This window comes from Hyphobacterium lacteum (assembly GCF_036330345.1).
In the GTDB taxonomy this organism is placed as follows: domain Bacteria; phylum Pseudomonadota; class Alphaproteobacteria; order Caulobacterales; family Maricaulaceae; genus Hyphobacterium; species Hyphobacterium lacteum.
Map to the genome: position 1 here is coordinate 248,503 of NZ_JAZDRP010000001.1, position 26,746 is coordinate 275,248.

Below are 26,746 nucleotides of genomic sequence, written 5' to 3' on the forward strand. Positions count from 1 at the left end.
CTGTGGAAGAGCGAGCATCCATAGATACAACCTTTCGATGTCCCACATCGGAAACGTTAAATTGACATCCGCCTCAGGCTGGTCTTGCGTCGGGGCCAGTCAGCACACCGGATTCCCTTTTTAAGAAGGGAGAAAACGGCGTGCGGTTCGGAATCCAACGGGGAGAATATGATGAGAAAATGGATGCTGGGAACGGCCAGTCTGGCTCTTCTTCTGGCAGCCTGCTCGCAACAGGCGGCCGAAAACAACGAAAGTCCGGAAACAGCTTTTCCGGGCACAGATCAGACTGACGCGGCACCTGTAAATGAAGCAGGCGAAGTCACCGTCGCCGACGCAGCCGCTTTCCTCGAGGACGCCGAAGCGCGCCTGCTCGAAGACTGGAATTACACGGCGCGGGTATTCTGGGTGCAAGCCAATTTCATCACCGACGACACCAACTGGCTGGCCTCGCGCGCTGGCGCTGCATCCACGGAACTGGCCGTAGAATTGGCCAATGAAGCCGCCCGATATGCGCATCTGGACTTGCCGCCTGACATGGAACGCAAGCTGAACATCCTGCGCAATGGTATCACCCTGCCGGCTCCATCGACCGAAGGCGCGGCGGCAGAGCTATCCGAAATAACAACCCAGCTGGGCAGTATGTATTCGACCGGGACTTATGATGTTGACGGCGAGCCGGCTGACCTCGAAGTCCTGTCGGACATCATCGAAACATCACGCGATCCGGAAATCCTGCAGGATGTCTGGCAGGGCTGGCGGACGAATTCTGTCGAGATGGCGCCGCTCTATGCGCGCATGGTCGAGATTGCCAACGAAGGCGCCAACGAGCTCGGCTTCGATAATCTTGCTGACATGTGGCTGTCGAATTACGACATGCCACCTGCAGAGATGGAAGCCGAGGTCGAACGCCTCTGGAGTCAGGTGGAGCCGCTCTACGAACAGCTTCACTGCCATGTCCGCGCCGGTCTGAATGACGAATATGGCGATGCCGTCCAACCGGCAACCGGGCCGATCCGCGCCGACCTTCTTGGCAATATGTGGGCCCAGCAATGGTCCAATATCTATGACCTTGTCGCGCCGGAAGGCGCCGCCGATGACGGGCTGGATGTGACCGCCCTGCTCGAGGCCCAGGGCTACACCGCCGAGGACATGGTCCGCACCGGTGAGGCCTTTTTCTCGTCGCTGGGTTTCGACCCGCTGCCGGAAACCTTCTGGACTCGCTCACTGATCACCCAGCCGCGTGATCGCACAGTTGTGTGTCACGCCTCGGCCTGGGACATCGATGCCGTCGACGACATTCGCATCAAGATGTGCACGGCGGTGAATGGCGAGGATTTCCAGACCGTCCACCACGAGCTGGGTCATAATTACTATCAACGCGCCTACTCCACGCAGGACTTCCTGTTCCGCGGAGGCGCCCATGACGGTTTCCATGAAGCCATCGGCGACTTTGTCGGGCTCTCGATCACGCCGGAATACCTGCAGGCCATCGGGCTGATTGACGAGGTGCCGAGCGCAGATGCCGATCTGGGCATCCTGATGCGCCAGGCGCTGGACAAGATCGCCTTTCTGCCCTTCGGCCTGATGATGGACCAGTGGCGCTGGGGAGTTCTGCGCGGGGACACACCGCCGGAAGAATATAATTCCTCCTGGTGGGAACTCCGCACACGGTATCAGGGCATCACACCTCCCGGCGGAAGCCGGCCCGGCGATGCCTTCGATCCGGGTGCGAAATATCACATCCCGAACAACACGCCGTATCTGCGTTACTTCCTGAGCTTTATCATGCAGTTCCAGTTCCATCAGGCTGCCTGTGAGATGGCGGGCTGGGAAGGTCCGCTGCATCGTTGCTCGATCTACGGCAATGAGGAAGTCGGACAGCGCTTCCTGGCGATGATGGAAATGGGTCAGTCGCAGCCCTGGCCGGACGCTCTGGAAGCCTTCACCGGCACGCGCGAAATGGATGGCTCGGCCATTATCGCCTATTTCGCACCGCTGATGGAGTATCTCGAAGAGCAGAATGCCGATCGCCAATGCGGCTGGTAATCTGAACGGATTGCTGAATCAAAGGGCGGCTCACGGGCCGCCCTTTTTGTACCGGGGCCGCAGATACCTGCTTCCACCAGCTCCATCTGCAAAAGCCTTGGCTGGCACCTTCCGGTTTGTCTCCTGACTGACTAGTTTGGCCTCAGCGGGGAGCAAGCAAGTTCATGACCGATTCCATCAGCACATCTGTCGACCTGTCCGGCGAGGACGTTCACTGGTCACCCGAGGGCGGATTGTCCTACGGCAAATACCTTCGTCTCGATGACGTGCTGAACGCGCAGGACCCGCTGACGGCAGAGCATGACGAGATGATGTTCATCATCATCCACCAGGCATCGGAATTGTGGCTAAAGCTGTGCGTTCACGAGCTCGATGCCGCGATCGAATGTCTTCAGAAAGGAGAGTTCGGTCCTGCCTTCAAGATGCTGTCGCGCATTGCCCGCATCCAGGAGCAACTGACCCAGTCCTGGTCAATCCTGGCGACCATGACACCGGCGGATTATCTCAAATTTCGCGATAAGCTGGGCCAGAGCTCCGGCTTCCAGAGCTATCAATACCGCATGCTGGAATACCGGCTGGGTAACAAGAATGCCGCCATGGCGCGTGTTCATGGCAAAACGGATGCCGCGATCGCCGTCAGCAAATACCTCAATCTGCCAAGCATTTACGACGAAGCCCTGAAGCAACTGGCCTATGCCGGATTCGACATTCCGGCCGACCGGCTGGACCGGGACTGGTCGAAGCCTTACCAGCCCTGCGCCGAAGTCGAAGCCGCCTGGAAGGCCGTCTATTCCGATACCGAGAAATACTGGGCGCTCTATGAGCTCGCCGAAAAGCTCGTGGATGTAGAACACAAATTCCAGCAATGGCGCTTCAATCACATGAAAACCGTCGAGCGGATCATCGGCTATCGCCGCGGAACAGGCGGAACGGGAGGCGTTTCCTATCTGGTTAAGGCCCTGGACCTGCGTTTCTTCCCGGAACTCTGGACCGTCAGGACCAGCCTCTAGGCATGGCCGGTCGCGTGATTGATATTTCGCAAACCCTGAGGCCCGCCCTACCCGTCTGGCCGGGCGATACCGCCTTCAAGCTCGAGCGCACATGGCACATCGAACCCGGTTGCCCGGTGAATGTTTCGCGGCTGACCCTGTCGACACACTCCGGCGCGCATGCCGATGCGCCCCTGCACTATGACGAAAACGGTAAGACCATCGATCAGGTCGATCCGGCCATCTATGTCGGCCGGTGTTTTGTTTTCGATGTCCGCGAAGCGCGCGATGCGGTCCGTCCGGAGCATTTTGAGCTTTCCCGTGCAGAGGGCGCTGAACGCATCCTGTTCCGGACATTTGAAAGCTTCCCTCACGATCGCTGGGTATCGGACTATGCGGCAATCGCCCCGGAAACCATCGACTTGCTGGCGGCCTCCGGCGCGCAGTTGGTAGGCATGGACGGACCGTCTCTGGATCCCGAAACCTCAAAAACTCTGGACGCTCATAATGCGGTCCGTCGAGCCGGTATGGCCATTCTCGAAGGCCTCGTGCTGGATGATATACCGCAGGGTCACTATGAGCTGATCGCAGCGCCCTTGAAGATTGAAGGCGCAGATGCTGCACCGGTACGGGCCCTATTAAGAGAGATCGGATGAGATGACGGATATCGCCGCACTTGATGCAGCCGACCCGCTGGCCGGCTTTCGCGACCGCTTCGAGATACCCGACGGTCTGGTTTATCTCGATGGTAATTCGCTGGGCTGTCTACCGAAGGCGACGAAGGCGCGTCTGGCTGATGTTGTCGAGCGGGAATGGGGCCAGGATCTTATCCGCTCCTGGAATACAAATGACTGGATCAATGCGCCCCGGCGGATCGGCGCCAAGATCGCCCGGCTGATCGGTGCTCACGATGATGAAGTGATCGTAGGTGATACGACTTCGATTAATGTATTCAAATGCCTGAGCGCATCTCTTCAACTCGATTCGAGCCGGGTAGTGCTTTTATCGGAGACCGGAAACTTCCCGACGGACGTCTACATGATGGAGGGACTGGCCGCGATTGCACCGGACCGGATTTCGCCGCGCCTGGTCGAGCCTGAACGAATACACGAAGCGCTGGACGATGATGTCGCTGTCCTGCTTCTGACCCAGACCAACTACCGGTCCGGCCGTATCCGGGACATGAAGGCGATCACCGAAGCCGCTCATGCCCGCGGTATTCCGGTGATTTGGGACCTTTCCCATTCCTGCGGCGCACTTCCCGTTGATCTTAATGGCTGTAATGCCGATTTCGCCGTGGGTTGCGGCTACAAATACCTGAATGGCGGCCCGGGTGCGCCGGCCTTTACCTTCGTTGCCCGCCGTCATCAGGACAGCGTCTTCCCGGCGCTGTCTGGCTGGCTGGGCCATAAAGTCCCCTTCGAATTCACCGATGATTATCAGCCGGCTCCGGGCATTGACCGCTTCCAGTGTGGAACACCGGGCATTCTGGGATGCGCAGCGCTGGAAGTGGGCGTCGATCTCCTGCTGGAAGCCGACATGTCGGACATCCGCCGGAAATCGTCGGCACTGGGTGATCTTTTCATCGCCCTCGTTCATGAACATTGCGCCGACCACGGGTTCAAACTGGCCAGCCCCGGGAATGCGGATGAGCGCGGCAGTCAGGTAAGCTTTCATCACCCGGAAGGCTACGCCATCATGCAGGCCCTGATCGCACGAGGCGTGATCGGTGATTTCCGGGCTCCCGATATCCTGAGATTTGGCTTTGCCCCGCTCTACAATAGCTATGCAGATGTCGAGCAGGCTGTCGCGACTTTGACGGAGATCATGGAGACCGGCAGCTGGGACACTGAGGAATTCAAGCAAAAGGCAGCGGTAACATGAGTGATATCGTAACCAGCGAACAGCGCGGCGACGTCCTGATCATCAGGGTCAACAATCCGCCGGTGAATGCGCTGGGCATTGCTGTGCGCGAAGGTGTCACCAATGCGTTGGCAGATGTCGGCAATGCCAAAGCGGCTGTCCTGCACTGCGAAGGCCGGACATTCTTTGCCGGCGCCGATATCACCGAGTTCGGCAAGCCGCCCCAATCCCCGTCGCTCAATGACATGATCGAGGCTCTCGAAAACTGCCCCATCCCGGTGATCGCCGCCATGCACGGCACATCGCTGGGAGGTGGGCTGGAAACCGCGCTGGGTTGTGATTACCGGATCATCGATCGCAAGGGCCGCGTCGGTTTTCCGGAAATTGAATTGGGGATTTTCCCCGGCGCGGGCGGCACGCAGCGCTCCCCTCGCCTGTGCGGTATTCCGGAATCCTTGAAAATGACCCTGGATGGCAAGCCGATTACGGCTGCCCGCGCTGTTGAAATCGGACTCTGTGACGAGATTAGCGACGGCGACATCCTCGAAAATGCAATCGCATTTGCCGAGACCAAAACCGAAAAGCATGTGGTCAGGGATTTGCCCGTTCCCGCTTGTGATCAGGCCGAGCTCGAAAAGGTGCTCGCCGCCGCTCAAAAGTCCCGACGAGGCCAGATCGCAGTAGAGAACGCCACCAGAGCCGTACTCGCGTCTGCGGAAATGGATTTCGACTCCGCCATGGAAAACGAGCGCAAGCTGTTCATGGAGCTTTTGAACGGGTCACAGGCGCGCGCCATGCGGCACATGTTCTTTGCCGAGCGCCTTTCAGCCAAGGTCGACGGGCTTGATGCCCAGCCCGGATCGCTTGGCCTGATCGGCGTTGTCGGGTCTGGAACAATGGGTGGCGGCATCGCCATGGCGTTTGCCAATGCAGGCTTTGCTGTCCGCATTCATGACGCCAATGCGGAGGCATTGAAAGCAGGCCTGGAAAAGATTCGCGCGCTATATCTGGCGTCAGCGTCCAAGGGGCGCATCAGTGAGGCCGAGGCGCTTGACCGCTTCGACCGGATCCAGCCGATCGACAGCTGGGACGGATTTGCAGCCTGCGATCTGATCATCGAAGCCGTCTTCGAGCGAATGGACGTCAAGAAGGCTGTTTTTGCCGAACTTGATGCCGTCGCGCGGCCAGATGCCATAATCGCAACCAACACCTCCTATTTGGATGTCGATGAGATCGCGGCTGGAACGAAAGACCCTGCCCGCGTCCTCGGCATGCATTTCTTCTCGCCCGCCAATGTCATGCGCCTGCTGGAAATCGTCCGCGGCGCCAAGACATCCGGCAAGGCCCTCGTAACAGCTCTTGATGCGGCCAAGCGCATCCGGAAGGTGCCGGTTGTCTCAGGGGTCTGCCACGGATTTATCGGAAACCGGATGTTGAAAGGCTATGGACGCGAAGCCGGCCTCTGCATGATGGAAGGCGCGGCGCCGCAAGACGTCGACAAGGCGCTCTATGATTTCGGCATGCCGATGGGACCACTGGCCATGGGAGACCTCGCTGGTCTCGATATTGGCTATGATAACCGCCGCTCCATGGTGGCAGGCGAAGACTATGAGCCCCTCGCCTCGGTTTTGCAGGACCGCCTCGTTGAAATGGGCCGCAAGGGCCAGAAGACCAGTGCCGGAATCTACAAATATGAGGCGAGCTCACGCGCACCAATCCCCGACCCGGAAGTCGACGCGCTGATTGAAAACATCGCGCAGGAACAAGGCGTCGCCCGCCGTCCGGTCAGCGCCGATGAAATAGTCGAGCGCTGCATGCTGGCCCTGATCAATGAAGGGGCACGCATCCTCGAGGAAGGCATTGCCCAACGCGCCAGCGACATTGATGTTGTCTATGTCAATGGATATGGCTTCCCGCGTTATCGCGGCGGGCCCATGTTCTACGCAGATGAGCTTGGTCTCGCCCATGTGCTGGAGCGGACCCGGCATTACCAGGAAAAATTTGGACCGAAATGGTGGACGCCTGCGCCCCTGTTGGAAAAACTGGCAGCGGAAAACAGCAGCTTTGGCGCCTGGAAAAAAGGATAATCACGATGGGACATCTGGACGGAAAAACTGCGGTTATTACAGGGGGTGGCACCGGTATCGGTCTCGCCATCGCCAAGCGCCTCGCCGATGATGGCGCCAATTGCGTCTTGATGGGCCGAAACCTTCAAAGGCTCGAAGACCAGGCCAAGGGCATTGCCCGCGCCCGCGCCGTGCAGTGCGATGTCACCGATGCTGAAAATGTGCTTGCGGCTTTTGCCGATGCACGCGGCGACGGGGCCATTACCGTTCTGGTGAACAATGCCGGCATTGCCTCATCGGCCCCTTTTCATCGGATGAGCGAAGAGGAATTCCTGAGGATCCAGGACGTCAACGTCACCGGCGTTTTCCGCTGTACGCGGGCGGTCACGGATGACATGCGCGCTGCGGATTATGGCCGCGTGATCAATATTTCCTCGATCGCCGGGCTGTCCGGCGGACCTTATATCTCGCACTATTGCGCCTCCAAACATGCCGTGATCGGCATGACCCGCGCGCTGGCCGCGGAGTGGGCAAAGACCAACACCACTGTCAACGCGATTTGCCCGGGCTATGTCCGTACGGAAATGGCCGAAGGAGCTATCCGGACGATCATCGAGAAAACCGGTGCAACACGCGAGCAGGCCGAGGCCGAGCTTTCCAAGAATAATCCACAAGGCCGCCTCCTCGAAGTCGAGGAAGTCGCCGAGATTGCCGGCTGGCTGTGTCATCCCAACAGCCTTGGCATCAATGGTCAGGCAGTTGCGTTGAATGGCGGTCATTCCATGTAGGAAGGTTACGGCATTCAATGTAGTGAGACGTTGAGCAGCTCGGGAATTGCAAAGCGCGTGTTCTACTCATTCGGCATATGCCACATCGGCGATAGCTTCTAGCCATGCATCTCAGCGTCTTCGATCTCTTCAAGATTGGCGTAGGCCCCTCCAGTTCTCACACTGTAGGGCCGATGAAGGCTGCCAGCCTGTTTGTGCAGCGGTTGAAAGACGAACACACGCTTGCGCCCCTCTGGCGCTTGCAGGTGGAGCTTTACGGATCGCTTGCCTTTACCGGGGTCGGCCATGGCACAGACACCGCCGTCTTGCTGGGCCTCGAAGGTCATGATCCTGCCGAGATCGATCCGGATGTAATGGCGCCGCGGATAGCCGCCATCCGGGAAAGCGGCGAATTGCTTGCTGCCGGAGAAAAACCGATCCGCTTCAACCACCGCGAGGACCTGGTTTTTGACGGCGGAACCCGCCTTCCTTTCCACTCGAATGCCATGAAATTCAAGGCCTTCGACGAGACAGGAGAATCCCTGCGCGAGGAAATCTGGTATTCGATTGGCGGTGGATTTGTCATCGATGAATCCGAAGCCGGGCGCAATTCTGCGGTGGGCGAACAGACCGGTGAACCCTATCCGTTCAATTCCGGGGCCGATCTGATCGAGATCGGCGAAAAGCACGGCCTCACCATTCCCGAAATCATGCTGGCGAACGAAAAGCACTTCCGCAGCGAGGAAGAGATCCGCGCCGGCGTACGTCAGATATGGATGGCCATGGAGGGATGCATAAATCGCGGTCTTCGCGAGGATGGCATTCTTCCGGGCGGATTGAATGTCAAACGCCGTGCGCCGCGCATACATCGTTCGCTTCTTGAAAACCCCGAAAAGGCCGAGGCCGACCCCCTGACAGCAATGGACTGGATCAATCTCTGGGCCATGGCTGTGAACGAAGAGAATGCGGCAGGCGGACGGGTGGTCACAGCTCCGACGAATGGGGCCGCCGGAATCATTCCGGCTGTTGTCCGCTATTATGACCGCCATCACTGGAAATCCGGCGATACAGACGCCATTCTCCGCTTCTATCTGACTGCCGCCGCCATCGGCGCGCTCTACAAGAAGAACGCGTCTATATCCGGCGCAGAAGCCGGCTGTCAGGGAGAGGTTGGCGTGGCCTGCTCAATGGCCGCTGGTGGTCTGGCGGCCGCCTTGGGCGGTAACAACCAGCAAATCGAGAATGCGGCAGAGATCGGCATGGAGCACAATCTGGGGCTCACATGCGATCCTGTTGCTGGCCTCGTGCAGATCCCTTGCATCGAAAGAAACGCCATTGGTGCGGTGAAGGCCATTGATGCGGCCCGGCTCGCACTCTCCGGTGACGGCCAGCACAAAGTGTCGCTGGATCAGGTCATCAAGACGATGAGCGATGTCGCCCGCGACATGTCCGATAAATACAAGGAAACCTCGCAGGGCGGCCTCGCTATCAACGTTCCGGTCTGCTAGTTCGAATTGCCTCCGGTCGCGGCGCCACTATTGGATGCTGTATCCTCGAGAATATTGACGGTCTGTCCCGGTGTTAGCCGCTCTGCACCCCGAACGACCACACGGTCCCCCGCCGACAACTCCCCCGTCACAGCCACAAGATCACCGTTCCGGGAACCGGGCACCACACTCACCTGCTGTGCTGTGTTGTCGTCACCGACAATCCAGACATGGGACCCTGCCGAACGCAGCACAATGGCATCCTGCGGCACGGCGACCACATGTTCACTGGCCGCACGAGGCAAATAGACCCGCACACCGGCTCCGGCAATCCACGGCGAATCCTCAAGCGCCACGCGGACCTCGAAGGTGCGCGTCGTTGAATCACCAACCGGAATGATGGCGCGGATCGGCGCATTGATCCGGCGCTCGCCATCGCCAACTTGCACAGTGTCACCAACGGTCAGAAATGGCGCAACGGAAATTGGCGCCTGGCTGCGCGCCTCCAGCGAACCGGTGTCGACCAGGCGAACAATGTCACGCCCCGGCGTTGAATACTCTCCCACCTCGATGAGGCGCTCGACGATCCGCCCTGAAAACGGCGCCAGGATCTCGGTCCGGTCCAGCTCCAGTTGCGCACGCTGCACGGCACTTCGGGCTTCGGTTTGTTCCTGAATGGCGAGGTTTCTGGCCAGCTCGACTTCACGAAGGCGCGTCTCAGGCGCCGTACCAGCGGAAACCAGCCGCGACCATCGGTCATATTCCGATGACTGATAGTCGGCATTGGCGCGCAAGCGGGCCAAACGCGCCCGGGCCTCGCCCAGCTGCAAACGGGCCTGTGTATCATCGATCCTGGCCACAGGTTCGCCCGCCTCGATCAGGTCTCCGGGCTCGGCCACGAACACAATCCGTCCTGATGCCTCGGCCGCGATCTCGGAGTCACGCCGGCTTAATACTGTCGCCGGACTTTGGATTGTCGGCGCCATATCCGCTTCGACAACATCAGTGACCCGTACATTGGCCGGAGGTGGGCCCTGCTGAGCCATAGCGCCTGCAGAAAGCATCACTGCCAACACGGCTGAAGAGACAAATCGGAACATGGGTTTACTCCGCTGGAAGGGTCTGGGCAGCGACCACCGGGCGCGGCTGTCTTGCCTTGCCGATCCGCAACAGGCTGGGGATCAGGACGAGTGTGAAAATGAGGCTGACGCTCATTCCGCCGACAATGGCGGCTGCCAGACCCCGATAGATTTCGCTGCCGACACCCGGGAACAGAAGCAGCGGCAACATGCCCAGAATGCTGGTCAGCGTGCTCATGAAGATCGGCCGCAGACGCATGCGCAGAGCCTGATCCACAGCATCGCGGCGGGAAAGCCCCTCGCGCTCGCCCTGACGGGTCTGGTCGACAAGCAGGATGGCGTTATTGATCACCAGCCCCAGCAAGATGAAGAAGCCCATCATTGTCAGGAGATCGAGAGGCTGATCGCTGAACAGGTTCAGGATCTGCAGCATGATGACGCCGCCAATCCCGGCCAACGGGATCGACACAAGAACCAGGATTGCATCCCAGATCGAGCGGAACATTCCTGCCAGTATCAGGAACAAAATCACCAATGCCATGGCGATATTCGAGAGCATGGTCATTTGTGCTCGCGCCAAGCTGTCAGCACTGCCGCCATAGGTAATGGTTCCATCGACAGGCAGAGCCGCCTGGATCAATGGCGCGACCTCGTTCTGAACAACCTCGAGAATTTCTTCCAGGGACTGCCCTTCAGGCTGATTGAGATTGATGGTGATCGTGCGGCGGCGATCAAGGCGCTGGATATTTCCGATACCGACCTCTTCCCGGATCTCGACCAGGTCATCGAGTGGCACGACAGCGCCAGACGGCGTCACGATCGGGATTCCGGCCAGCTCGTCAGGCGTGCTCCAGCCTTCAGACCGCAGAATGATGTTCATCCTGGACTGACCATCGAAATACTCTCCGATGAACTGGCCATCACCCAACATCGATATCATGCCGGCAACATTCCGCCGGGCCCAACCGGCTTCCTGAATGCGGCGGTCATTCGGGATCATCGTCAGCCGCGGCTGAGTGGCCTGCGGCGGTGGATTGGCATTGATGTTGATACCCGGGAAACGCTCCCGTAGTGCCTGGAGGCCGATCTGGGCAGCTCGCGCACGCGCCTCCGGGTCTGCCGACTGGATATTGATCTGGACGTTGCCGCCCTGCGCAAAACCCCCAAACAGATCACCTTGCTGAGCAAAGCCGAACACATCGGGAATGCCGACAATGATTTCGTTACGGACGATTTCTTCGAGTTCGCGAACCCGGCTCTGATCCTGCACCCGGATACCCGCGGTCGCGCCGCTGCCACCCGGGAAGGTTCCGAAGTAATAATTGCGCAGTGCCGGTTCGCGTTCGCCCGACATATAGGGCTCCAGCCGCTCTATCAGCGTCGCTGCCACCTCGGTTTCAATCCATTCCAGATTGGAGCCGGGCGGAAAGGCAAAGAAGACATCCACTGCATCCCGCTTCACTGGCGGCAGGTAATCCATGGGCGGACGCAGAACCAGTGAAAGCGCAACAGGCACAGCCAGCAGGACGGCGATCGTTCCATACCTCAGGGCCCGGTTATCGGTGAGCGCCATCACCTTGTCGGCAATCAGGCTCATGATCCGCTGGCGAGTGGCGTCTTTCTTGTCGCGAACAAGGTGTTTGACCGCCACTGGCAAGACCGTGACGGCCACGATCATGGAAACTCCGACCCCGACAGCAATCGTGATGGCGAGATCGGCAAACAGCTGACCTTCGACATCGCTGACGAAAATAAGCGGCAGGAAGATCGCGACAGTGGTGGCTGTTGAAGCCAGTAGCGCGCCCCAGACCTGGGTTGCGCCTTTCTCCGAAGCGGTGTCCGGATCCTCGCCCATTTCACGTCGCCGGATAATGTTCTCCAGCACCACAATCGCGGCATCCATCACCATCCCGGTGGCGAAGGCCAGGCCCGCAAGCGAAATCACGTTTAGCGTTCGCCCGAACAGAAAGAGCACAATCAATGTCGCCAGCAGGCTGATCGGAATCGTCAGCGAAATGATCAGCGTTGCACGGGGGCGTCTCAGGAAAAGCCAGAGGCCAACAATTGCCATGGCGATGCCAATCAAAAGATTGGTCCGCAAAAGGTTGATCGCCCGCATAATGAACACGGAGGCATCAAACGATGGCGCCATAACCAGATCGCGTTCGGCGAGCAGCGTCCGGTTTATCTCCTCGACCTCGGCCTTCACCGCATCCAGAGCCGCCAGCACATTGGCACCGGCTTGGCGCCTGATCTCGATACCCATCGCCGGATTGCCGTTCTGATAGGTGAAATTGTTGCGCTCGCCATAGGTCACATCGACGTCGGCGACATCGCGCAGATAGACCGGACTGCCCTCCCGCCAGACAATTACCAGATCGTCCAGCTCTTCCGGCTCGAACTCACCTTCGAAGCGCATCTGGTAGGATCGCCGGCCAATTTCCGCATTGCCTCCCGAGACATCGGAATTATTGACGATCGCTGCCGAGATCTGCGGCAGGGTTACGCCCAGTTCCGCTGCCCGGAACGGGTCGACCGTGACCCGCAGCTCCTGAGGCCGCAAACCCCAGCCAATATTGACGCTCGCCACACCGGGAATCGATTCCAGGCGTGGAATGATCACATCATTGGCAAAGGTCGAATATTCATGGATTTCGTGCGGATTGCCCGGAAGCGCCTGCAGGAAGAACCAGATCAGACTTTGCTGCGCATCGCCTCCGAAACCGCCAATATTCGGACCTACTGCATCGCGCGGAAGCGGCGGCACCTGAGACAGGCGATTGGAGATATCAATCGCTGTCTGGGTCATATCGGTATCGACCGAGAAGGTCAGGTTTACAAATGCCGCGCCTTCGGACACGAACACGCGCATTTCCTCAAGCCCCGGCAAGCCGGCCAGGGCCTGTTCCTGCGGTTCGACAATTTCCGATTCCATTTCAAGCGGTGACGCCGAGCGCCAGAACGTTGCAATATTAACCGTCGGCCGATCGGTATCCGGGAATAGCTGGACCGGAAGCCGCGTAAGCGCAGCCGCCCCCATCAGCACGATCAGGGCAATACCGACAAATACGGCAGCTGGATTATTCAGTGACAGCCGGGTCAAAGGCATGCGTCATCTCCCTCGCATGGAGGGACCTAGCCTCGCCCGGTGGCGATCACCTAGTTAAACAATGGTCACGCCGCTCACACCCTCGTGAAAGGTTATGTGATCAAGCAGCCAGCCCGTCGGCCACTTTAAAGCTGGCTTCGGTACATCCGGCTATCTCATCGACGGTCACATCAGGTGCCAGCTCAACCAGGAGCAACCCGTCCGGCGTGACGTCAAAGACACCCAGTGTCGTGATAATGCGATCGACCACACCGGTGCCCGTCAGGGGAAGCGTACAAGCCTTCAGAAGCTTGGGATCACCGGCCTTGGACGTGTGATCCATGATAACGACGATCCGTTTCACGCCCGCGACCAGATCCATAGCGCCACCCATGCCCTTGACCATTTTGCCGGGGATCATCCAGTTGGCGATGTCGCCTTTCTCGGAAACTTCCATGGCGCCAAGGATGGACAGGTCGATATGCCCGCCACGGATCATGCCAAAGCTGTCAGCCGACGAAAAATAACTGGTGCGGCGCAATTCGGTGATGGTCTGCTTGCCAGCATTGATCAAATCGGGGTCCTCGTCGCCCTCATACGGGAACGCTCCCATACCCAGCATGCCGTTTTCCGATTGCAGCGTGACATCGATTTCTTCACCGATGAAATTGGGAACAAGGGTTGGAATACCGATGCCCAGATTCACATAGAAGCCGTCTTCCAGTTCCTGTGCGGCGCGACGCGCCATGTCTTCGCGTGTCCAGGCCATGACTAACCCTCCCTCGCCCGCGTCGTGCGCTGCTCGATCCGTTTCTCGAATTCACCCTGGATCAGGCGCTGTACGAAAATGCCCGGTGTATGAATATTGTCCGGGTCCAGCGAGCCGACCTCAACGATCTCCTCGACTTCGGCCAGCGTCACCTTACCGGCCGTAGCCATCATCGGATTGAAGTTCCGCGCGGTCTTCCGGTAGATCAGATTGCCTTGCGTATCGCCCTTCCAGGCCTTCACGATGGAAAGATCAGCCTTCAGCCCGGTTTCCATGATGTAGGTCTCGCCGTCGAATTCACGATGGTCTTTGCCTTCGGCGATGACGGTGCCGACACCGGTCTTGACGTAAAAACCGGGAATGCCTGCTCCGCCAGCGCGGATGCGCTCGGCCAGCGTGCCTTGCGGGTTGAATTCCAGCTCCAGTTCGCCGGACAGGAATTGGCGCTCGAATTCCTTGTTCTCTCCGACATAGGAAGACACCATTTTCCGGATCCGCTTGGCATCAAGAAGCTTGCCGAGCCCGAAACCGTCAACACCGCAATTATTCGAGATGATCGTCAGATCCTTGACCCCGGATTCAAGGATGGCGTCGATCGCATTCTCCGGAATGCCGCAGAGACCGAACCCTCCGGCCATGATCGTCATGCCGTCAAACAGCAATCCGTCGAGCGCAGTTCCGGCATCGGGAAAAATCTTGTTCATGGGCTATCCCTGCTTGAAGCGGATCAGTTGGCGCTAGGTATATCGTTTCCGCCCATTTTGACCAGTCATCCACGGCGGTGCATCACAGCCTTCTGACGGCGATCAACCTCAACAGCGACGGCGCCGCCAAAGAAGACCGCATAGGAACCCCAATAGATCCAGAGCAGGAAAACGATCAACGCACCGATAGAACCATAGGCCGTTGGCCTCACCCAGCTGGCCGTATAGATCGAGAAGCCTGCTGACAGCAGCAGCCACAGCAGTGTCGCTGTTGCGGCGGCAATAATTGATGCTGCCCAGGTGATCCCGCCCGCATGGCGCATCAGATACCTGTAGAGTAAGGCCAGCGCTGTAATCATGGTCAGGGCGACCGCCGTCCACTCGTTGAAGAAGCTGTTCAGACCGGTGATCTCTATCCCCAGAAATTCCGCTGCAGGGCGGACGATGGTGGGGATCGTCAGAACAATCACATTGGAAATGAACAGCAAGGCGCCGCCGATCAGAACCGTGAAGATTGCATAGACATTGAATTTGAAAATATTCCGCAAATCGCCAACGCCGCCAATCTGGTTCAGACCGGCAATCAGAGCTTTGGCACCCCGCGACGCTGCAAACAGCGAGATGGCCAGAGCGATTAGCCCCTGGACAGAAAGGGAAGCGCGCGAGGCCTCGGCGATGGGTGATATCTGGGATTCTGCGAAAGCGCGCGCGGAATCCGGCAAAACTGTCGACAAGCGGCCAACCTGTTGAGCCGCGTCATTGACATCAAACAGCAGGCCGTAAATCGCAACACCGGCCGCCACCAGTGGAAAGATTGCCAGCAGCGTGAAGAAGGAGACACCGCCGGCGAACAGCATCACTTCGCGTGCCATTGTCCTGCTGACCGCGGCGATGAGGATAGCCAGCGGAGGCCATGTCAGAACGGGCCGCACCAATGCATGCACTCGCCGGATATGGGAACGCAGGATTTCCATGTTGACGGCATAGCCCGAAAAACACCCGTGTAAAACAAAAGCGCCAGCCTGTGGGTGCAGGCTGGCGCATCTGGGATTGGGTAGCCGGCGAGCCGGCTGAGACAGCGAACGTGCGAGGGACAAGAAGGGTGTCCGCTGAACTCGAGATCAGGTCTATCGATCGCTGCTTGAACGATGCATGAACAAAACCGTTCATCTTCGTTCACCTGTTTCCAGAATGTATTTTTTGTGACAATTTGCCTGAAACGCCCTCGGGGGAAGGCATGACACGAACGCTGACCATCGCATTGGTCGACGATGATCACGATCTGATTCTGAAGCCTTCGGATCTCGAAGTCTTCAGCGTCAAAGCTCAGATTACCGCCCCTGACAGTCCAGTCTCCCCGGAACAGATCGACGCTGTTGTGATCGCCGCCTCTGATGTCGGACGAGCACGCGAACTGGCGCTCCTGCATGCGGGCAATGGCAAAGCCCGGCCACCGGTCATTCTGATTTCCGACACCAGCACCCCGCCTGAAGGGTTTGATGGCTGGCTCCGGCGCCCTGTTTCACCGGTACAGTTAGCAAACCGTATTCAGTCACTACGCCGGCTCTGGGTCATGGAAGACATCGCACGCCGCCGCAAAGCGGCCTGCCAGGTATTCGGCCATACTATTCATGATGATAGCCTCGGCGACAGGCAGCCGACCGTTTTGTTTGTCGGGGAAGCAACAGCACGCTTTATGGCGATCCGTCATGCCCTCGCGGCCAATGGCACGGGGATGATTGCGGCGTTTTCCTCATTTTCAGCATTTGATTACCTTCACGAACGTCCCTTTGACGCTGTCATCCTCAATGCGCTCGAGAAGCAGGATCTGGCCTTCACGATTTCCTCGGCTATGCGCCGGAATGCCCGCCTGTATCACACGCCGGTCCTGTTGCTGACACCATCAGGTCGTTTCGAGGCGGCCGACGAGGCCTTCGCTCGCGGCGTATCCGACATTCTTCCGGCGGAAGCTGAGCCTGAAGAAATCAGCGGCCGTGTGCTTCGCCTGGCCGAAGAACGCAGGCGGCGCCGGCATGCCAAGACGATCCTTGAAAACTGCCGGGCGCGCGCAACCGTTGATCATGAATTCGGGCTTTTCCGGAACCGTTTTGCATTGGCGCATCTGCAGGAACTTCTTGTTTCCACAAATCAGAACCGGAAATCGACCGGCCTTGTCCTGATGGCTATCGAGCCACCCGACAACACGATCAGCTGGGAACGCTTTCATGCCGCCCAGCAACAATTTGCCTCCATGCTCCGCCACCTGTTGCGTGCCGAAGACTTTCCCGCCCAGTTAAGGCCGAATCTTTTTGCCGCCGTATTGCCCTATACCGGCCGCGAAGGTGCGCTTTGCGTCGCGGAGCGGATCACGGCCGTCGCGGAATGCACAGCCTTTGACAGTGACGACCCCCTCCACCCCTTCAGACTGAATGTGAATTGTGAGGCTTTGGAGGCTGCCGGCGAAGAAACGGCCGAAGCGCTGGTCGAGCGGGGCATGCAATTACTGAATTCGAACCGGATGGAAGCCGTCTAGGCGGCTTCACGGCGTGCCAGATCCGCCAGCCGCGCAAGCGACCGCTCCATCCCTTTCAGACGTTGCCGAGCTGTCGGCCAATCGCCGGCGATGAACAGTTTCTGGTCTGGCCGAACCCTGAATTCGTTGGGATTGCCGGTGATCAACTGCACCAGACCCGCCGGGTTCGCGAACTGATCATTCCGGAACTGAATCGTCGCGCCCTTCGGCCCCGCATCAATCTTCTGGACGCCCGCCACCTTGCAAAGCGTCTTGACGGCCATCACTTGCATTAATTGTTCGACTTCTTCCGGTAAAGGCCCGAAACGGTCGATCAGTTCGGAAGCAAAAGCCTCCCGCTCGGCCTTGTTGGCGAGCCCCGACACACGACGGTAAAGCTGAAGGCGAAGATCAAGATCGGCCACATAGGATTCCGGTATCAGGACGGCTGCACCGGCATTGATCGCCGGCGACCAGTCCCGGTCCTCGTCAGACCCGTCATGCTTCAGCGAAGCCACCGCCTCTTCCAGCATGGATTGATAAAGCTCCACACCCACGTCGCGGATATGCCCGGACTGTTCTTCACCCAGCAGATTGCCGCCACCGCGAATATCGAGGTCGTGACTGGCCAGCGAGAAGCCTGCACCGAGCGTGTCGAGTGAATGCAGAACCTGCAACCGGCGTTCGGCCTGCGCGGTGATCTGTTTCTGCGGCGCTGTCGTCAGATAGGCATAGGCCCGGGTCTTGGAGCGCCCGACGCGGCCCCGGAGCTGATAGAGCTGGGCCAGGCCGAACCGGTCAGCCCGGTAAATCACCATCGTATTGGCGGTGGGGATATCCAGTCCCGATTCAACGATCGATGTCGAGACCAGCACATCGTAACGGCCTTCGTAGAAAGCAGTCATGATGTCTTCGAGACGTGTCGGGGCCATCTGACCATGCGCCACCACGAATGAGACTTCCGGCACCTGCTCGCGCAGATATTCCGCCATGGATTCCAGATCAGAAATCCGCGGGGCAACGAAGTAGCTAAGTCCGCCACGATATTTCTCACGCAGCAGGGCTTCCCGGACGGTCACCGGATCAAAGGGCGACACATAGGTCCGCACCGCCAGCCGGTCGATCGGAGGTGTCGCAATAATCGAGAGATCGCGGATTCCGGTCAGGGCCAGCTGCAGAGTGCGCGGGATGGGCGTCGCCGTCAGCGTCAGCACATGAACATCAGCACGCAATTCTTTCAGGCGTTCCTTGTGTTTCACACCAAAGTGCTGCTCTTCATCAACGATGAGCAGGCCAAGGTCGGAGAATTTCACGCCATCAGACAACAGGGCATGCGTACCGACAACGATCTCGACCTTGCCTTCGGCCAGTTCCTTGCGTGTGGCCGAGGCTGCCTTCGCCGGGACCAGGCGAGAGAGATGACGGACCTTGATTGGCCAGTTCCGGAACCGGTCTGAAAACGTCTTGTAGTGCTGCCGCGCCAAAAGCGTCGTCGGCGCCACGACGGCAATCTGCCGGCCTTCCATGGCGGCAATGAAGGCCGCGCGCAAAGCGACTTCGGTCTTGCCGAAGCCAACATCCCCACAGATCAGTCGGTCCATCGGACGACCGCTGGAGAGATCGTTGAAAACATCCTCGATGGCCGACAGCTGGTCGTCTGTCTCGACATACGGGAAAGCGGCACAGAATTCATCATAGGTGCCGCTGGGCGGGGTGATGACATCAGCCGTTTTGGCATTCCGCTGGGCGGCAATCCGGATCAGCTGCTCTGCCATGTCGCGCAGGCGCTTCTTGGCCTTGGCCTTGCGCGCCTGCCAGGCAACGCCGCCCAGCTTGTCCAGCTGGACCCCCTCGCCCTCATTACCATAGCGGGAGAGCAGCTCGATGTTCTCGACAGGCAGGTAGAGTTTCGATCCGCCGGAATATTCGAGCTCCAGGCAATCATGCGGCGCTTCATGCACATCCAGCGTCTTGAGGCCGAGATAGCGCCCCAGCCCATGATCGCTATGAACCACCAGATCGCCGGTCGACAGCGATCCCGCCTCCATGATGACCTCGGCACCCTTCTTTCGCCGTGGCCGGGACAAACGATCGCCGAGCACATCCTGTTCCGACAGGACAACAAGGCTTTCAGTCTCGAAACCATGCTCCAGCGGCAGCACCGTTCTCGCCGGTCTGTTGGGCGGCAAGTCAGACAGCTTGTTCCAGCCGGTCAGCAATTCCGGTTTCGCCAGGCCATGATCACCAAGCACACTGCCCATGCGGTCTGAAGCGCCTTCCGACCAGGAGGCGATCACGACGCGCTTTCCCTCTTTCAGGCAGGTCTGGACATGCTTCGCAGCAGCATCAAAAACATTCACACCTTCGGCAGCGCGTTCGGCGGCGAAAGTCCGGCCCTGGCGGCCACCGGCATTGACGGCGTCGGGCTCATCAAAGGGCGTGAAACGGCGCAAATCGAATGATTTGAGCTGAGCCTCCAATACATCGGGGGAAACATACAGCTGGTCCGGCGGCAAGGCCCTGTAAACCGGTGCCTTGATCCCGCCCTTGGCAACACCGGCAACCGCTGTCCGGGCGTCGTGATAGTCCGTGACCAGCTCGTGGCGCTGGCGCACGGCATCCATGGCCAGGTGATCCACCGCGACAAGGGCGTCATCTCTCAGGAAAGCGAGCGGGCTTTCGAGTTGCTCATGGAACAGGGGAAGCCAATGTTCCGCACCTTGCGGCTTGATCCCCTCGCTAACCCCTTCATAGATCGGGTCATCATCGGTAATGGTGCCAAAGGCTCCGACATAGCCCGCGCGGAAACGCGAAATGCTGTCCTGATCGATGAAGATTTCACTGACCGGCGAGAACGATATGGATTTCAGCTGCCGTGTTGAGCGCTGTGTTTCGGGATCAAACGCCCGGATCGATTCCAGTGTATCGCCGAAAAGGTCGAGCCGGACCGGTTCATCCATCTCGGGGGGAAACGCATCGATGACGCCGCCACGGATCGCGAAATCACCGGGCTCTCGTACGGTTGTCGTACGCGCATAACCATTGCCCGTGAGATAGGCTTTCAACCCATCGAGGTCGATGATTTCACCGGGGCGCGCTTCGAACCCCCTCGCTGACATCACATCTCTCGGCGCGCATTTCTGGGTAACGGCGTTTACGGTAGCGAGAACCAGCAGCGCCCCATTGGACTTTTCGCCTGCGCTCGCCAACCAGGATAGCGTCGCCGCCCGACGCGCCGCGACACGCGGGCTTGGAGAAACCCGGTCATAGGGCTGGCAATCCCATGCCGGTAAACGGACACAGGGGATATCCGGCGCAAAGAAATTCCAGGCGGCCTCAAATGCTGCAGCACGAGAATCATCGCGGGCAATGAACATGGCCTGCCCGCTGCGCTGACGCAGGCTTTCTGCGAGAACAAGTGCATCGAAGCCTTCAGGCGCACCACCAACTGTCAGCCCGCCAGCTGACATCGCTATCCGGTCCAGCGCCTGCATCACCTACGTCCGGGAAACGGCATGCGCCGATTTTGCCAGCGCACGGAAAACCGGGCCATTCACATCCTCGGGCGCCTCCTCGCGGCTAACGACCCACGCATAGAGATCCTGATCAGGAATTTCGAGAAGCGCCTCGAACTCGTCGAGCTCGGATTCCGTCATGGATTGGAGCCGCGCGCGTGCAAAACCGCCGATCACTAGATCGGCCTCCTTGAAGCCTCGGTGTTCTGCGCGAAACAGCAGTCGGCGACGGCGAATGGCATGGGGATCAGACATGGCTCCGCCATATAGGCCGCGTCAGCGCTGGCGTGAAGGCGCGATGTGCCGCAATCTGCACGTCATGCGCCCGGAGATTCTCTTTCCGCTCTTCAAGGAGACAACAACTCTGCCCGGCCTGGGACCGAGGCTGGCGGCACTTGTCGAGAAAGTCGCCGGGCCACGCGTAGGAGATATTCTGTTTCTGAAACCGACATCGGTCGTCGATCGGTCCAGCAGGCCAACGATCGAGGCCGCACGGGAAGGCGAGATTGCGACCATAAAAGCCACCGTCGAGGCGCATATCGAACCACCCCGCAACCGCTTCATCCCCTATAAGGTTCGCCTGTCAGATGAGACCGGGTTTCTGCATCTCGTCTATTTCAAGCCGCGTATCCCCTATCTGCAAAAAATCCTCCCAGAAGGCGAGATCCGCATCGTCTCTGGCAAGGTGGAGCGGTTTGGCAGCGAAAAACAGATCACCCACCCTGACCTGGTAATGACCGAAGCCGAAGCGGCCGACATGGTGGGCCTGGAAACAGTCTATCCTTTGACCCAGGGATTGAGCCTCAAAGTTATCCGGAAAGCGATCAAGGCCGCGATGAAGGATGTTCCGGACTTGCCCGAATGGCATGACGGGGCTGTCCGCCATGACCGTCACTGGCCAGGTTGGAAATCCGCGCTGCACAGCCTGCATTTTCCGGAAACGCTCGCGGAAACAGACCCGGCCCACCCAGCCCGACAACGATTGGCTTTCGACGAGTTATTTGCCCGGCAACTGGCCTTGCAGCTCGTTGCGTTCAGACGCCGCCGGAAAAGTGCAAAACCCCTGAGGGGAAATGGCGAGCTTGTGGAGAAGGTTCTGGCTTGCGCACCCTTCAAGCCAACCAGCGCCCAAACCCGTTCCTTCGAGGAGATATCGCGGGATCTTGAATCAGGCCGGCGGATGATGCGATTGCTTCACGGCGATGTTGGCGCAGGGAAAACCTTTGTCGCAGCACTTGCAGCAGCCCGCGCTAAAGAAGCCGGCGCCCAGACCGCCATAATGGCGCCAACGGAAATACTGGCCCGTCAGCTGGCCCGTACGATCTCGGCCTTCCTGGGCCCTGCCGGGATCACTGTCGACGCTTTGACCGGACGGGACAAAGGCAAGAAAAGACAGGAAATTCTTGATCGGCTGAAGACCGGAGAAGTGGACGTCATCTGTGGAACGCATGCGCTGTTCCAGGAAGGCGTGGAATTCGATCAGCTGGGTTTGGTGGTGATCGACGAGCAGCACCGGTTTGGTGTTTCGGACCGTCTGAAATTGTCATCCAAGGGTCAGCGCCCCGAGCTGCTGGTCATGACCGCGACCCCCATTCCGCGAACACTGGCACTCTCGGTTTACGGCCATATGGACATGTCGCGTCTCGACGAGAAACCAGAAGGCCGCAAGCCGCCAGATACCCGAACCATTTCCATGGATCGCATGGACAGTGTGATCAATGCGGTTGGTCGTGCCATAGAACGAAAAGAGCGGGTCTACTGGGTTTGCCCGCTTGTGGAGGAATCCGACGTCTCCGAGCTATCAGCCGCCGAGGATCGCTTTGCACAATTATCCGAAATCTACGGCGGGAATCGCGTAGGCCTTGTACACGGGCGGATGAGCGCACAGGAAAAAGATGAAGCGGCCGTCCGTTTCCGCAATGGAGACATCGATATACTTGTCGCCACAACAGTTATCGAAGTCGGGATCGATGCTCCCGATGCGACCATCATGATTATCGAGCACGCCGAACGCTTCGGGCTGGCCCAATTACACCAGTTGCGAGGACGCGTTGGCCGGTCTGACAAAGCGTCGACCTGCCTCCTGCTCTATCAGGGCCCACTCGGCGAAATCGCCCGCAAGCGGCTGGATATCATGAAACAAACCGATGATGGTTTCGTCATCGCCGAGGAGGACTGGAAGCTACGCGGCGCCGGTGATCCGCTGGGCGTTCGCCAGAGCGGCCTGCCCGATTATCGCCTCGTCGATATCGAAGCGCATATTGACCTCATTCCTCTGGCCAATGAAGCAGCCCGCAAGGCGGTATATGAAGACCCGGACTTCAAGGGTGATCATGCCGAAGCCCGCCGTATCCTGCTCTATCTCTTCGAACAGGATGAAGGCATCCGATTGATCGAATCCGGCTAATCCGGTTTTTCGGATTTCTTGATGGCTTTCTTGACCTCGTCGGGCATATCCGCCCGCGCCAGCCCCTCGGGCGTGACCAGACCGAACGAGATGATCATTTTCGCCGCTTCCTCGACCGACATGGAAAGCGGCATTACACGGGATCGCGGCGTGTACAAAAGAAAGCCCGAGGTCGGATTTGGCGTGGTGGGCACAAACACGCCGATCGCATCTTCAGAAACATCGTCCTGAATCTCGCCGCGCGCATCCGCAGTCACGAATCCGACCGCATAGGATCCCTTGGTTGGAAACTCGACCAGAACCACCTCCTGGAAGGATTGCTGGCGGCTGGAAAAAACCGTCTCTGCGATCTGTTTGACCGCACCATAGACATTGCGGACGAGTGGCACAGAGTTAAGCAATCGCTCACCAATGCCGATCAGCGAGCGCCCGAAAAAGTTCGCGGCCAGGGCACCCAACAGGGTCAGACCGACGACGGCAACAACCACACCCAGCCCCGGCAGGGCAAACGGCAAATAGGTTTCCGGATTATATTGCTCGGGAATGAGCGGCTTGATCACCCGATCGACAAAATTCACGAAGGTGTAGATGAGCCAGACCGTGACGGTGACCGGCAGAGCCACGACGATACCGGTCAACAGACTGTTTCTTAGCCAGCGGAACACGCCGCTTCTCCTTTATTATTGCCAGACAGCCAATCTGGTTGATTCTCGCCCAAACTCGGCAACACTACGCCTCAGTTCAACGCGCGCCAACATGTCGAGAGGCAAAATTGACGGATCCAAAGCGGAAATCGCCATCCCGGACACGCTTCGCCCTGTGGACCATTCTGGCAATGGCCGGCGCCTTTCTTGTTCTCGTGATGATTGCGGCCTGGATACTTCGCGACCAGATCTACCAGTCGTTTCTCGATCCCGGCGAGCCTTATCAGACATATTCGGTGCCCGAGCCTCCGGACTATACAAGTGTGTCCAGCTGGTATGCCCGACCGTCAAACCCGCCGGACGGCGTGGCGGTGTTCTTCGTCCATGGCACGACCTATCCCGGTGGCAGCGATTGGAACGCCGCCATAGACGCCGAGGAGCCAGCAAATCTCGTCATCGAAGAACAATTGCCAAATTTTGCGGCACCGTTTTCGGGACTGGGTGAACTTTACGCCCCCCGCTACCGGCAAGCGGCACTGTATACCTTCATGAATCGCCGCGAAGACGGTGTGTCGGCCAGAATGACAGCAACGGCTGATGTCCGAGCGGCATTTGCAGAATTTCTGACGCTTATCGGCGATGAAACACCCTTCTTTATTGCGGGTGTCGGTCAGGGCGGCATGCACCTTGTTGCCGTACTGATCGAAGACATCGCGCCCGCTGAATCCATACGCCGCCGCCTGATTGCGGCCTATATTCAGGAAAGTCAGGTGCCGCTGGATTTGCTGCAGGGTCCGCTGGCGGAAATTCCCGCTTGTGACACAGCTGACTCCATTCGTTGCATCCATAGCTACGTCTCATCTCTCTCGGAGAATGATGACCGCATTCGGATCCTGACCGAAGTCGGTCTGGTTTGGCAGCCAGGCGGTGGCTATGACTATGTCGAGGGCCGCGGCCTGCTTTGTGTCAATCCGATCCTCGGCGCACGAACCACGGATTATGCCCCCGCTCGGATGCACCGCGGCGGAGCCCAGGCCTCCGGTTTCAGGGAAGGTGCCAGCCCGGCTGCCCTGCCCGCGCAGACCGGCGCGCAATGCATGGATGGTGTCTTGATGACCGAGCTCCCCCGATCCCGGTCGCTGCATCGCCCGCGGCGCCTCGCCGAGCCGTATCGCCTGCCGCCCTACAATCTTTTTTATGAGGATTTGAGAGCTGATGCGACGCATCGCCTCGCGAGTTTCCTGCCTGTTTTCAATGCTGAAAACGCAATGGCACCGCCGCTGGGTTCGCCCGAAGAAATTGAAGATGCGCCCGTTACGCCGATTCCCGACCGTGCCGGCGGTGGCTAGGGCTTTTTCAGCTGGTCAATAATTCCGGTCGTGGACTTGCCCTCGACTAGAGGGATCAACTGGATCTCCCCACCGTAGGATTTCACAATGCGGCCGCCGAGCGGCAGCAATTGTTCCTCCGTGTAATCCGCGCCTTTCAGGTAAACATCCGGCCGCAAGGCATCTAGCAGCGATTCCGGAGTGTCCTGCTCGAACACGACGACCTGATCAACAGACGCCAGCCCCAGAAGCACGGCAGCGCGCGCCGCGGCATCATTCACCGGCCGGCCTTCGCCTTTCAGCCGGCGAACGGAAGCATCGGAATTCAGACCGACGATGAGGCGGTCACAGGCTGTGCGTGCCTTTTCCAGATAACTGACATGCCCGGCATGAAGGATATCGAAGCAGCCATTGGTGAAGCCGATCTTCAAGCCATGCGCTCTCCAGCGAGCCACCGTTTCAACGGCCTCCTCCAGCGGCATGTCCTGTGTCGAACGCCCTCCGCCCGCCGCACTGACAAGATCAGCCGGCGTAACGGTCGCCGTGCCAACCTTGGTCACCACTTCACCGGAAGCATGCACCGCGGCTTCCATCGCCGCGCGCAGATTCGCACCGGCACCGAGAGCCACTGCGAGCATTGCAATGGCCGTATCGCCTGCGCCCGAGACATCATAGACCTGACGCGGGCGCGCGCGGACGTGAGAAACCGCATCCCCGTCGGTAATGCTCATACCTTTCGAGCCGCGCGTCACGATCAAATGGTCGACATTCGACAGCTTACGAAAAACCGCATTCAGCGCTTCGGCTGCCGAACCGTCATCGACAGGATCAATGCCGCTTTCCTCGTAAAGCTCGAGAGCATTGGGCTTGATCAGATGGGCGCCATCATAACGGGTAAAGTCCCGTCCTCTCGGATCGACACAGACCCGTTTGCCTGCAACGCGCGCAAGCTTCATCAATCCCGAACTGATTTCCGGTGTCACCAGACCGCGGCCATAATCGGACAGGATGACAATGTCGGCATCTGCCAGACAGGTTTCGATCTGCTCCAGAACGGCCCGGACCGTTGCTGTATCGATCCTGGTTTTCGGATTCCGGTCGACACAAAGCATCTGATGGCCATTGGAGACGAACCGGGTTTTGACCGGCGTCGGCCGATCCGGCGAAACCACCATATGGTCCCCGGCATGTTCTGATCTCAAGCGCTCACTGACCTCCCGGCCTTCGGCATCATCACCGACCAGGCTGACAAGGCTCGCCCTCGCCCCGAGAGCCCGGAGATTGCGGATGACGTTACCAGCCCCACCGAGCATGTGTTCCACAGAATCCTCATCAAGGACCGGAACCGGGGCTTCGCGTGACACACGGTGTGTACCTCCGTATACGAAGCGATCCAGAACCACGTCGCCGACGCACAACACTTTCAGGCCAGCAGCCTTGTCGAGAATGTTGGAGAGTGACCGGATATCCATATCGCCCTGC

19 protein-coding genes are annotated in these 26,746 nt (G+C 58.9%); 10 read left to right on the plus strand and 9 right to left on the minus strand.

Annotated elements, in window-relative coordinates; all coding sequences use genetic code 11:
- Nucleotides 1-171: 171 nt before the first annotated feature.
- The 7 genes from V0U79_RS01190 to V0U79_RS01220 all read left to right on the plus strand — a co-directional run bounded on the left by V0U79_RS01190 (nucleotide 172) and on the right by V0U79_RS01220 (nucleotide 9,239).
- Nucleotides 172-2,046, plus strand: coding sequence for a M2 family metallopeptidase (locus tag V0U79_RS01190; protein ID WP_330197629.1), 1,875 nt, complete (start codon nucleotides 172-174; stop codon nucleotides 2,044-2,046).
- Between the two features lie 164 nt (nucleotides 2,047-2,210).
- Nucleotides 2,211-3,056 (plus strand): tryptophan 2,3-dioxygenase, encoded by an 846-nt coding sequence (locus V0U79_RS01195; protein ID WP_330197630.1) that lies wholly within the window; start codon nucleotides 2,211-2,213, stop codon nucleotides 3,054-3,056.
- 2 nt (nucleotides 3,057-3,058) lie between these two features.
- The gene (gene kynB, locus V0U79_RS01200) at nucleotides 3,059-3,691 is read left to right on the plus strand and encodes an arylformamidase (RefSeq protein ID WP_330197631.1); all 633 of its coding nucleotides are present in this window, start codon (nucleotides 3,059-3,061) and stop codon (nucleotides 3,689-3,691) included.
- Nucleotide 3,692: 1 nt separating this feature from the next.
- Nucleotides 3,693-4,919 (plus strand): kynureninase, encoded by a 1,227-nt coding sequence (gene kynU, locus V0U79_RS01205; protein WP_330197632.1) that lies wholly within the window; start codon nucleotides 3,693-3,695, stop codon nucleotides 4,917-4,919.
- On the plus strand, nucleotides 4,916-6,985 hold the full coding sequence (locus tag V0U79_RS01210) for a 3-hydroxyacyl-CoA dehydrogenase NAD-binding domain-containing protein (protein ID WP_330197633.1): 2,070 nt from the start codon (nucleotides 4,916-4,918) through the stop codon (nucleotides 6,983-6,985). The genes kynU and V0U79_RS01210 overlap by 4 nt, the downstream gene beginning before the upstream one ends.
- 5 nt (nucleotides 6,986-6,990) lie before the next feature.
- Nucleotides 6,991-7,752: an SDR family NAD(P)-dependent oxidoreductase gene (locus V0U79_RS01215; protein WP_330197634.1), complete on the plus strand. Its 762-nt coding sequence runs from the start codon at nucleotides 6,991-6,993 to the stop codon at nucleotides 7,750-7,752.
- 104 nt (nucleotides 7,753-7,856) lie between these two features.
- Nucleotides 7,857-9,239: an L-serine ammonia-lyase gene (locus V0U79_RS01220; RefSeq protein WP_330197635.1), complete on the plus strand. Its 1,383-nt coding sequence runs from the start codon at nucleotides 7,857-7,859 to the stop codon at nucleotides 9,237-9,239.
- Here V0U79_RS01220 and V0U79_RS01225 read toward each other — a convergent pair.
- From V0U79_RS01225 to V0U79_RS01245, 5 genes are all read right to left on the minus strand, one after another.
- Nucleotides 9,236-10,318, minus strand: coding sequence for an efflux RND transporter periplasmic adaptor subunit (locus tag V0U79_RS01225; protein WP_330197636.1), 1,083 nt, complete (start codon nucleotides 10,316-10,318; stop codon nucleotides 9,236-9,238). The genes V0U79_RS01220 and V0U79_RS01225 overlap by 4 nt on opposite strands.
- A 4-nt stretch (nucleotides 10,319-10,322) precedes the next feature.
- Nucleotides 10,323-13,406 (minus strand): efflux RND transporter permease subunit, encoded by a 3,084-nt coding sequence (locus V0U79_RS01230; RefSeq protein ID WP_330197637.1) that lies wholly within the window; start codon nucleotides 13,404-13,406, stop codon nucleotides 10,323-10,325.
- 100 nt (nucleotides 13,407-13,506) lie between these two features.
- A complete protein-coding gene (locus V0U79_RS01235) occupies nucleotides 13,507-14,154 on the minus strand; it encodes a CoA transferase subunit B (protein ID WP_330197638.1) in 648 nt (215 codons plus the stop codon).
- A 2-nt stretch (nucleotides 14,155-14,156) separates the two neighbouring features.
- Complete coding sequence (locus V0U79_RS01240; RefSeq protein WP_330197639.1) at nucleotides 14,157-14,858, minus strand: CoA transferase subunit A; 702 nt, start codon at nucleotides 14,856-14,858, stop codon at nucleotides 14,157-14,159.
- A gap of 65 nt (nucleotides 14,859-14,923) precedes the next feature.
- Nucleotides 14,924-15,955, minus strand: coding sequence for a YihY/virulence factor BrkB family protein (locus V0U79_RS01245; protein WP_330197640.1), 1,032 nt, complete (start codon nucleotides 15,953-15,955; stop codon nucleotides 14,924-14,926).
- A gap of 140 nt (nucleotides 15,956-16,095) precedes the next feature.
- On the opposite strand from V0U79_RS01245, the gene V0U79_RS01250 reads away from it, so the two are divergent.
- A complete protein-coding gene (locus tag V0U79_RS01250) occupies nucleotides 16,096-17,391 on the plus strand; it encodes a PleD family two-component system response regulator (protein WP_330197641.1) in 1,296 nt (431 codons plus the stop codon).
- On the opposite strand, the gene mfd is transcribed toward V0U79_RS01250, so the two are convergent.
- A complete protein-coding gene (gene mfd / locus V0U79_RS01255) occupies nucleotides 17,388-20,864 on the minus strand; it encodes a transcription-repair coupling factor (RefSeq protein WP_330197642.1) in 3,477 nt (1,158 codons plus the stop codon). The two genes, V0U79_RS01250 and mfd, sit on opposite strands and share 4 nt — an antisense overlap.
- Before the next feature lie 3 nt (nucleotides 20,865-20,867).
- The gene (locus V0U79_RS01260; protein ID WP_330197643.1) at nucleotides 20,868-21,140 is read right to left on the minus strand and encodes an FAD assembly factor SdhE; all 273 of its coding nucleotides are present in this window, start codon (nucleotides 21,138-21,140) and stop codon (nucleotides 20,868-20,870) included.
- A 64-nt stretch (nucleotides 21,141-21,204) separates the two neighbouring features.
- Here V0U79_RS01260 and recG point away from each other — a divergent pair, with 64 nt between their 5' ends.
- Nucleotides 21,205-23,292 (plus strand): ATP-dependent DNA helicase RecG, encoded by a 2,088-nt coding sequence (recG, locus tag V0U79_RS01265; protein WP_373696423.1) that lies wholly within the window; start codon nucleotides 21,205-21,207, stop codon nucleotides 23,290-23,292.
- On the opposite strand, the gene V0U79_RS01270 is transcribed toward recG, so the two are convergent.
- Complete coding sequence (locus V0U79_RS01270) at nucleotides 23,289-23,957, minus strand: DUF502 domain-containing protein (protein WP_330197645.1); 669 nt, start codon at nucleotides 23,955-23,957, stop codon at nucleotides 23,289-23,291. The genes recG and V0U79_RS01270 overlap by 4 nt on opposite strands.
- A gap of 107 nt (nucleotides 23,958-24,064) precedes the next feature.
- Here V0U79_RS01270 and V0U79_RS01275 point away from each other — a divergent pair, with 107 nt between their 5' ends.
- Nucleotides 24,065-25,285, plus strand: a complete 1,221-nt coding sequence (locus tag V0U79_RS01275; protein ID WP_330197646.1) for a DUF3089 domain-containing protein — start codon at nucleotides 24,065-24,067, stop codon at nucleotides 25,283-25,285.
- Here the strand turns inward: V0U79_RS01275 and rfaE2 are convergent.
- Nucleotides 25,282-26,736, minus strand: a complete 1,455-nt coding sequence (gene rfaE2 / locus V0U79_RS01280) for a D-glycero-beta-D-manno-heptose 1-phosphate adenylyltransferase (protein ID WP_330197647.1) — start codon at nucleotides 26,734-26,736, stop codon at nucleotides 25,282-25,284. The genes V0U79_RS01275 and rfaE2 overlap by 4 nt on opposite strands.
- Between the last annotated feature and the right edge of the window lie 10 nt (nucleotides 26,737-26,746).

Bases quoted from the DNA above. Each gene is read 5' to 3' on its own strand.
- V0U79_RS01190 (WP_330197629.1), top strand. From the start codon at position 172: ATGAGAAAATGGATGCTGGGAACGGCCAGTCTGGCTCTTCTTCTGGCA.
- V0U79_RS01195 (WP_330197630.1), top strand. From the start codon at position 2,211: ATGACCGATTCCATCAGCACATCTGTCGACCTGTCCGGCGAGGACGTT.
- kynB (WP_330197631.1), top strand. From the start codon at position 3,059: ATGGCCGGTCGCGTGATTGATATTTCGCAAACCCTGAGGCCCGCCCTA.
- kynU (WP_330197632.1), top strand. From the start codon at position 3,693: ATGACGGATATCGCCGCACTTGATGCAGCCGACCCGCTGGCCGGCTTT.
- V0U79_RS01210 (WP_330197633.1), top strand. From the start codon at position 4,916: ATGAGTGATATCGTAACCAGCGAACAGCGCGGCGACGTCCTGATCATC.
- V0U79_RS01215 (WP_330197634.1), top strand. From the start codon at position 6,991: ATGGGACATCTGGACGGAAAAACTGCGGTTATTACAGGGGGTGGCACC.
- V0U79_RS01220 (WP_330197635.1), top strand. From the start codon at position 7,857: ATGCATCTCAGCGTCTTCGATCTCTTCAAGATTGGCGTAGGCCCCTCC.
- V0U79_RS01225 (WP_330197636.1), bottom strand. From the start codon at position 10,318: ATGTTCCGATTTGTCTCTTCAGCCGTGTTGGCAGTGATGCTTTCTGCA.
- V0U79_RS01230 (WP_330197637.1), bottom strand. From the start codon at position 13,406: ATGCCTTTGACCCGGCTGTCACTGAATAATCCAGCTGCCGTATTTGTC.
- V0U79_RS01235 (WP_330197638.1), bottom strand. From the start codon at position 14,154: ATGGCCTGGACACGCGAAGACATGGCGCGTCGCGCCGCACAGGAACTG.
- V0U79_RS01240 (WP_330197639.1), bottom strand. From the start codon at position 14,858: ATGAACAAGATTTTTCCCGATGCCGGAACTGCGCTCGACGGATTGCTG.
- V0U79_RS01250 (WP_330197641.1), top strand. From the start codon at position 16,096: ATGACACGAACGCTGACCATCGCATTGGTCGACGATGATCACGATCTG.
- mfd (WP_330197642.1), bottom strand. From the start codon at position 20,864: ATGCAGGCGCTGGACCGGATAGCGATGTCAGCTGGCGGGCTGACAGTT.
- V0U79_RS01260 (WP_330197643.1), bottom strand. From the start codon at position 21,140: ATGTCTGATCCCCATGCCATTCGCCGTCGCCGACTGCTGTTTCGCGCA.
- recG (WP_373696423.1), top strand. From the start codon at position 21,205: ATGCGCCCGGAGATTCTCTTTCCGCTCTTCAAGGAGACAACAACTCTG.
- rfaE2 (WP_330197647.1), bottom strand. From the start codon at position 26,736: ATGGATATCCGGTCACTCTCCAACATTCTCGACAAGGCTGCTGGCCTG.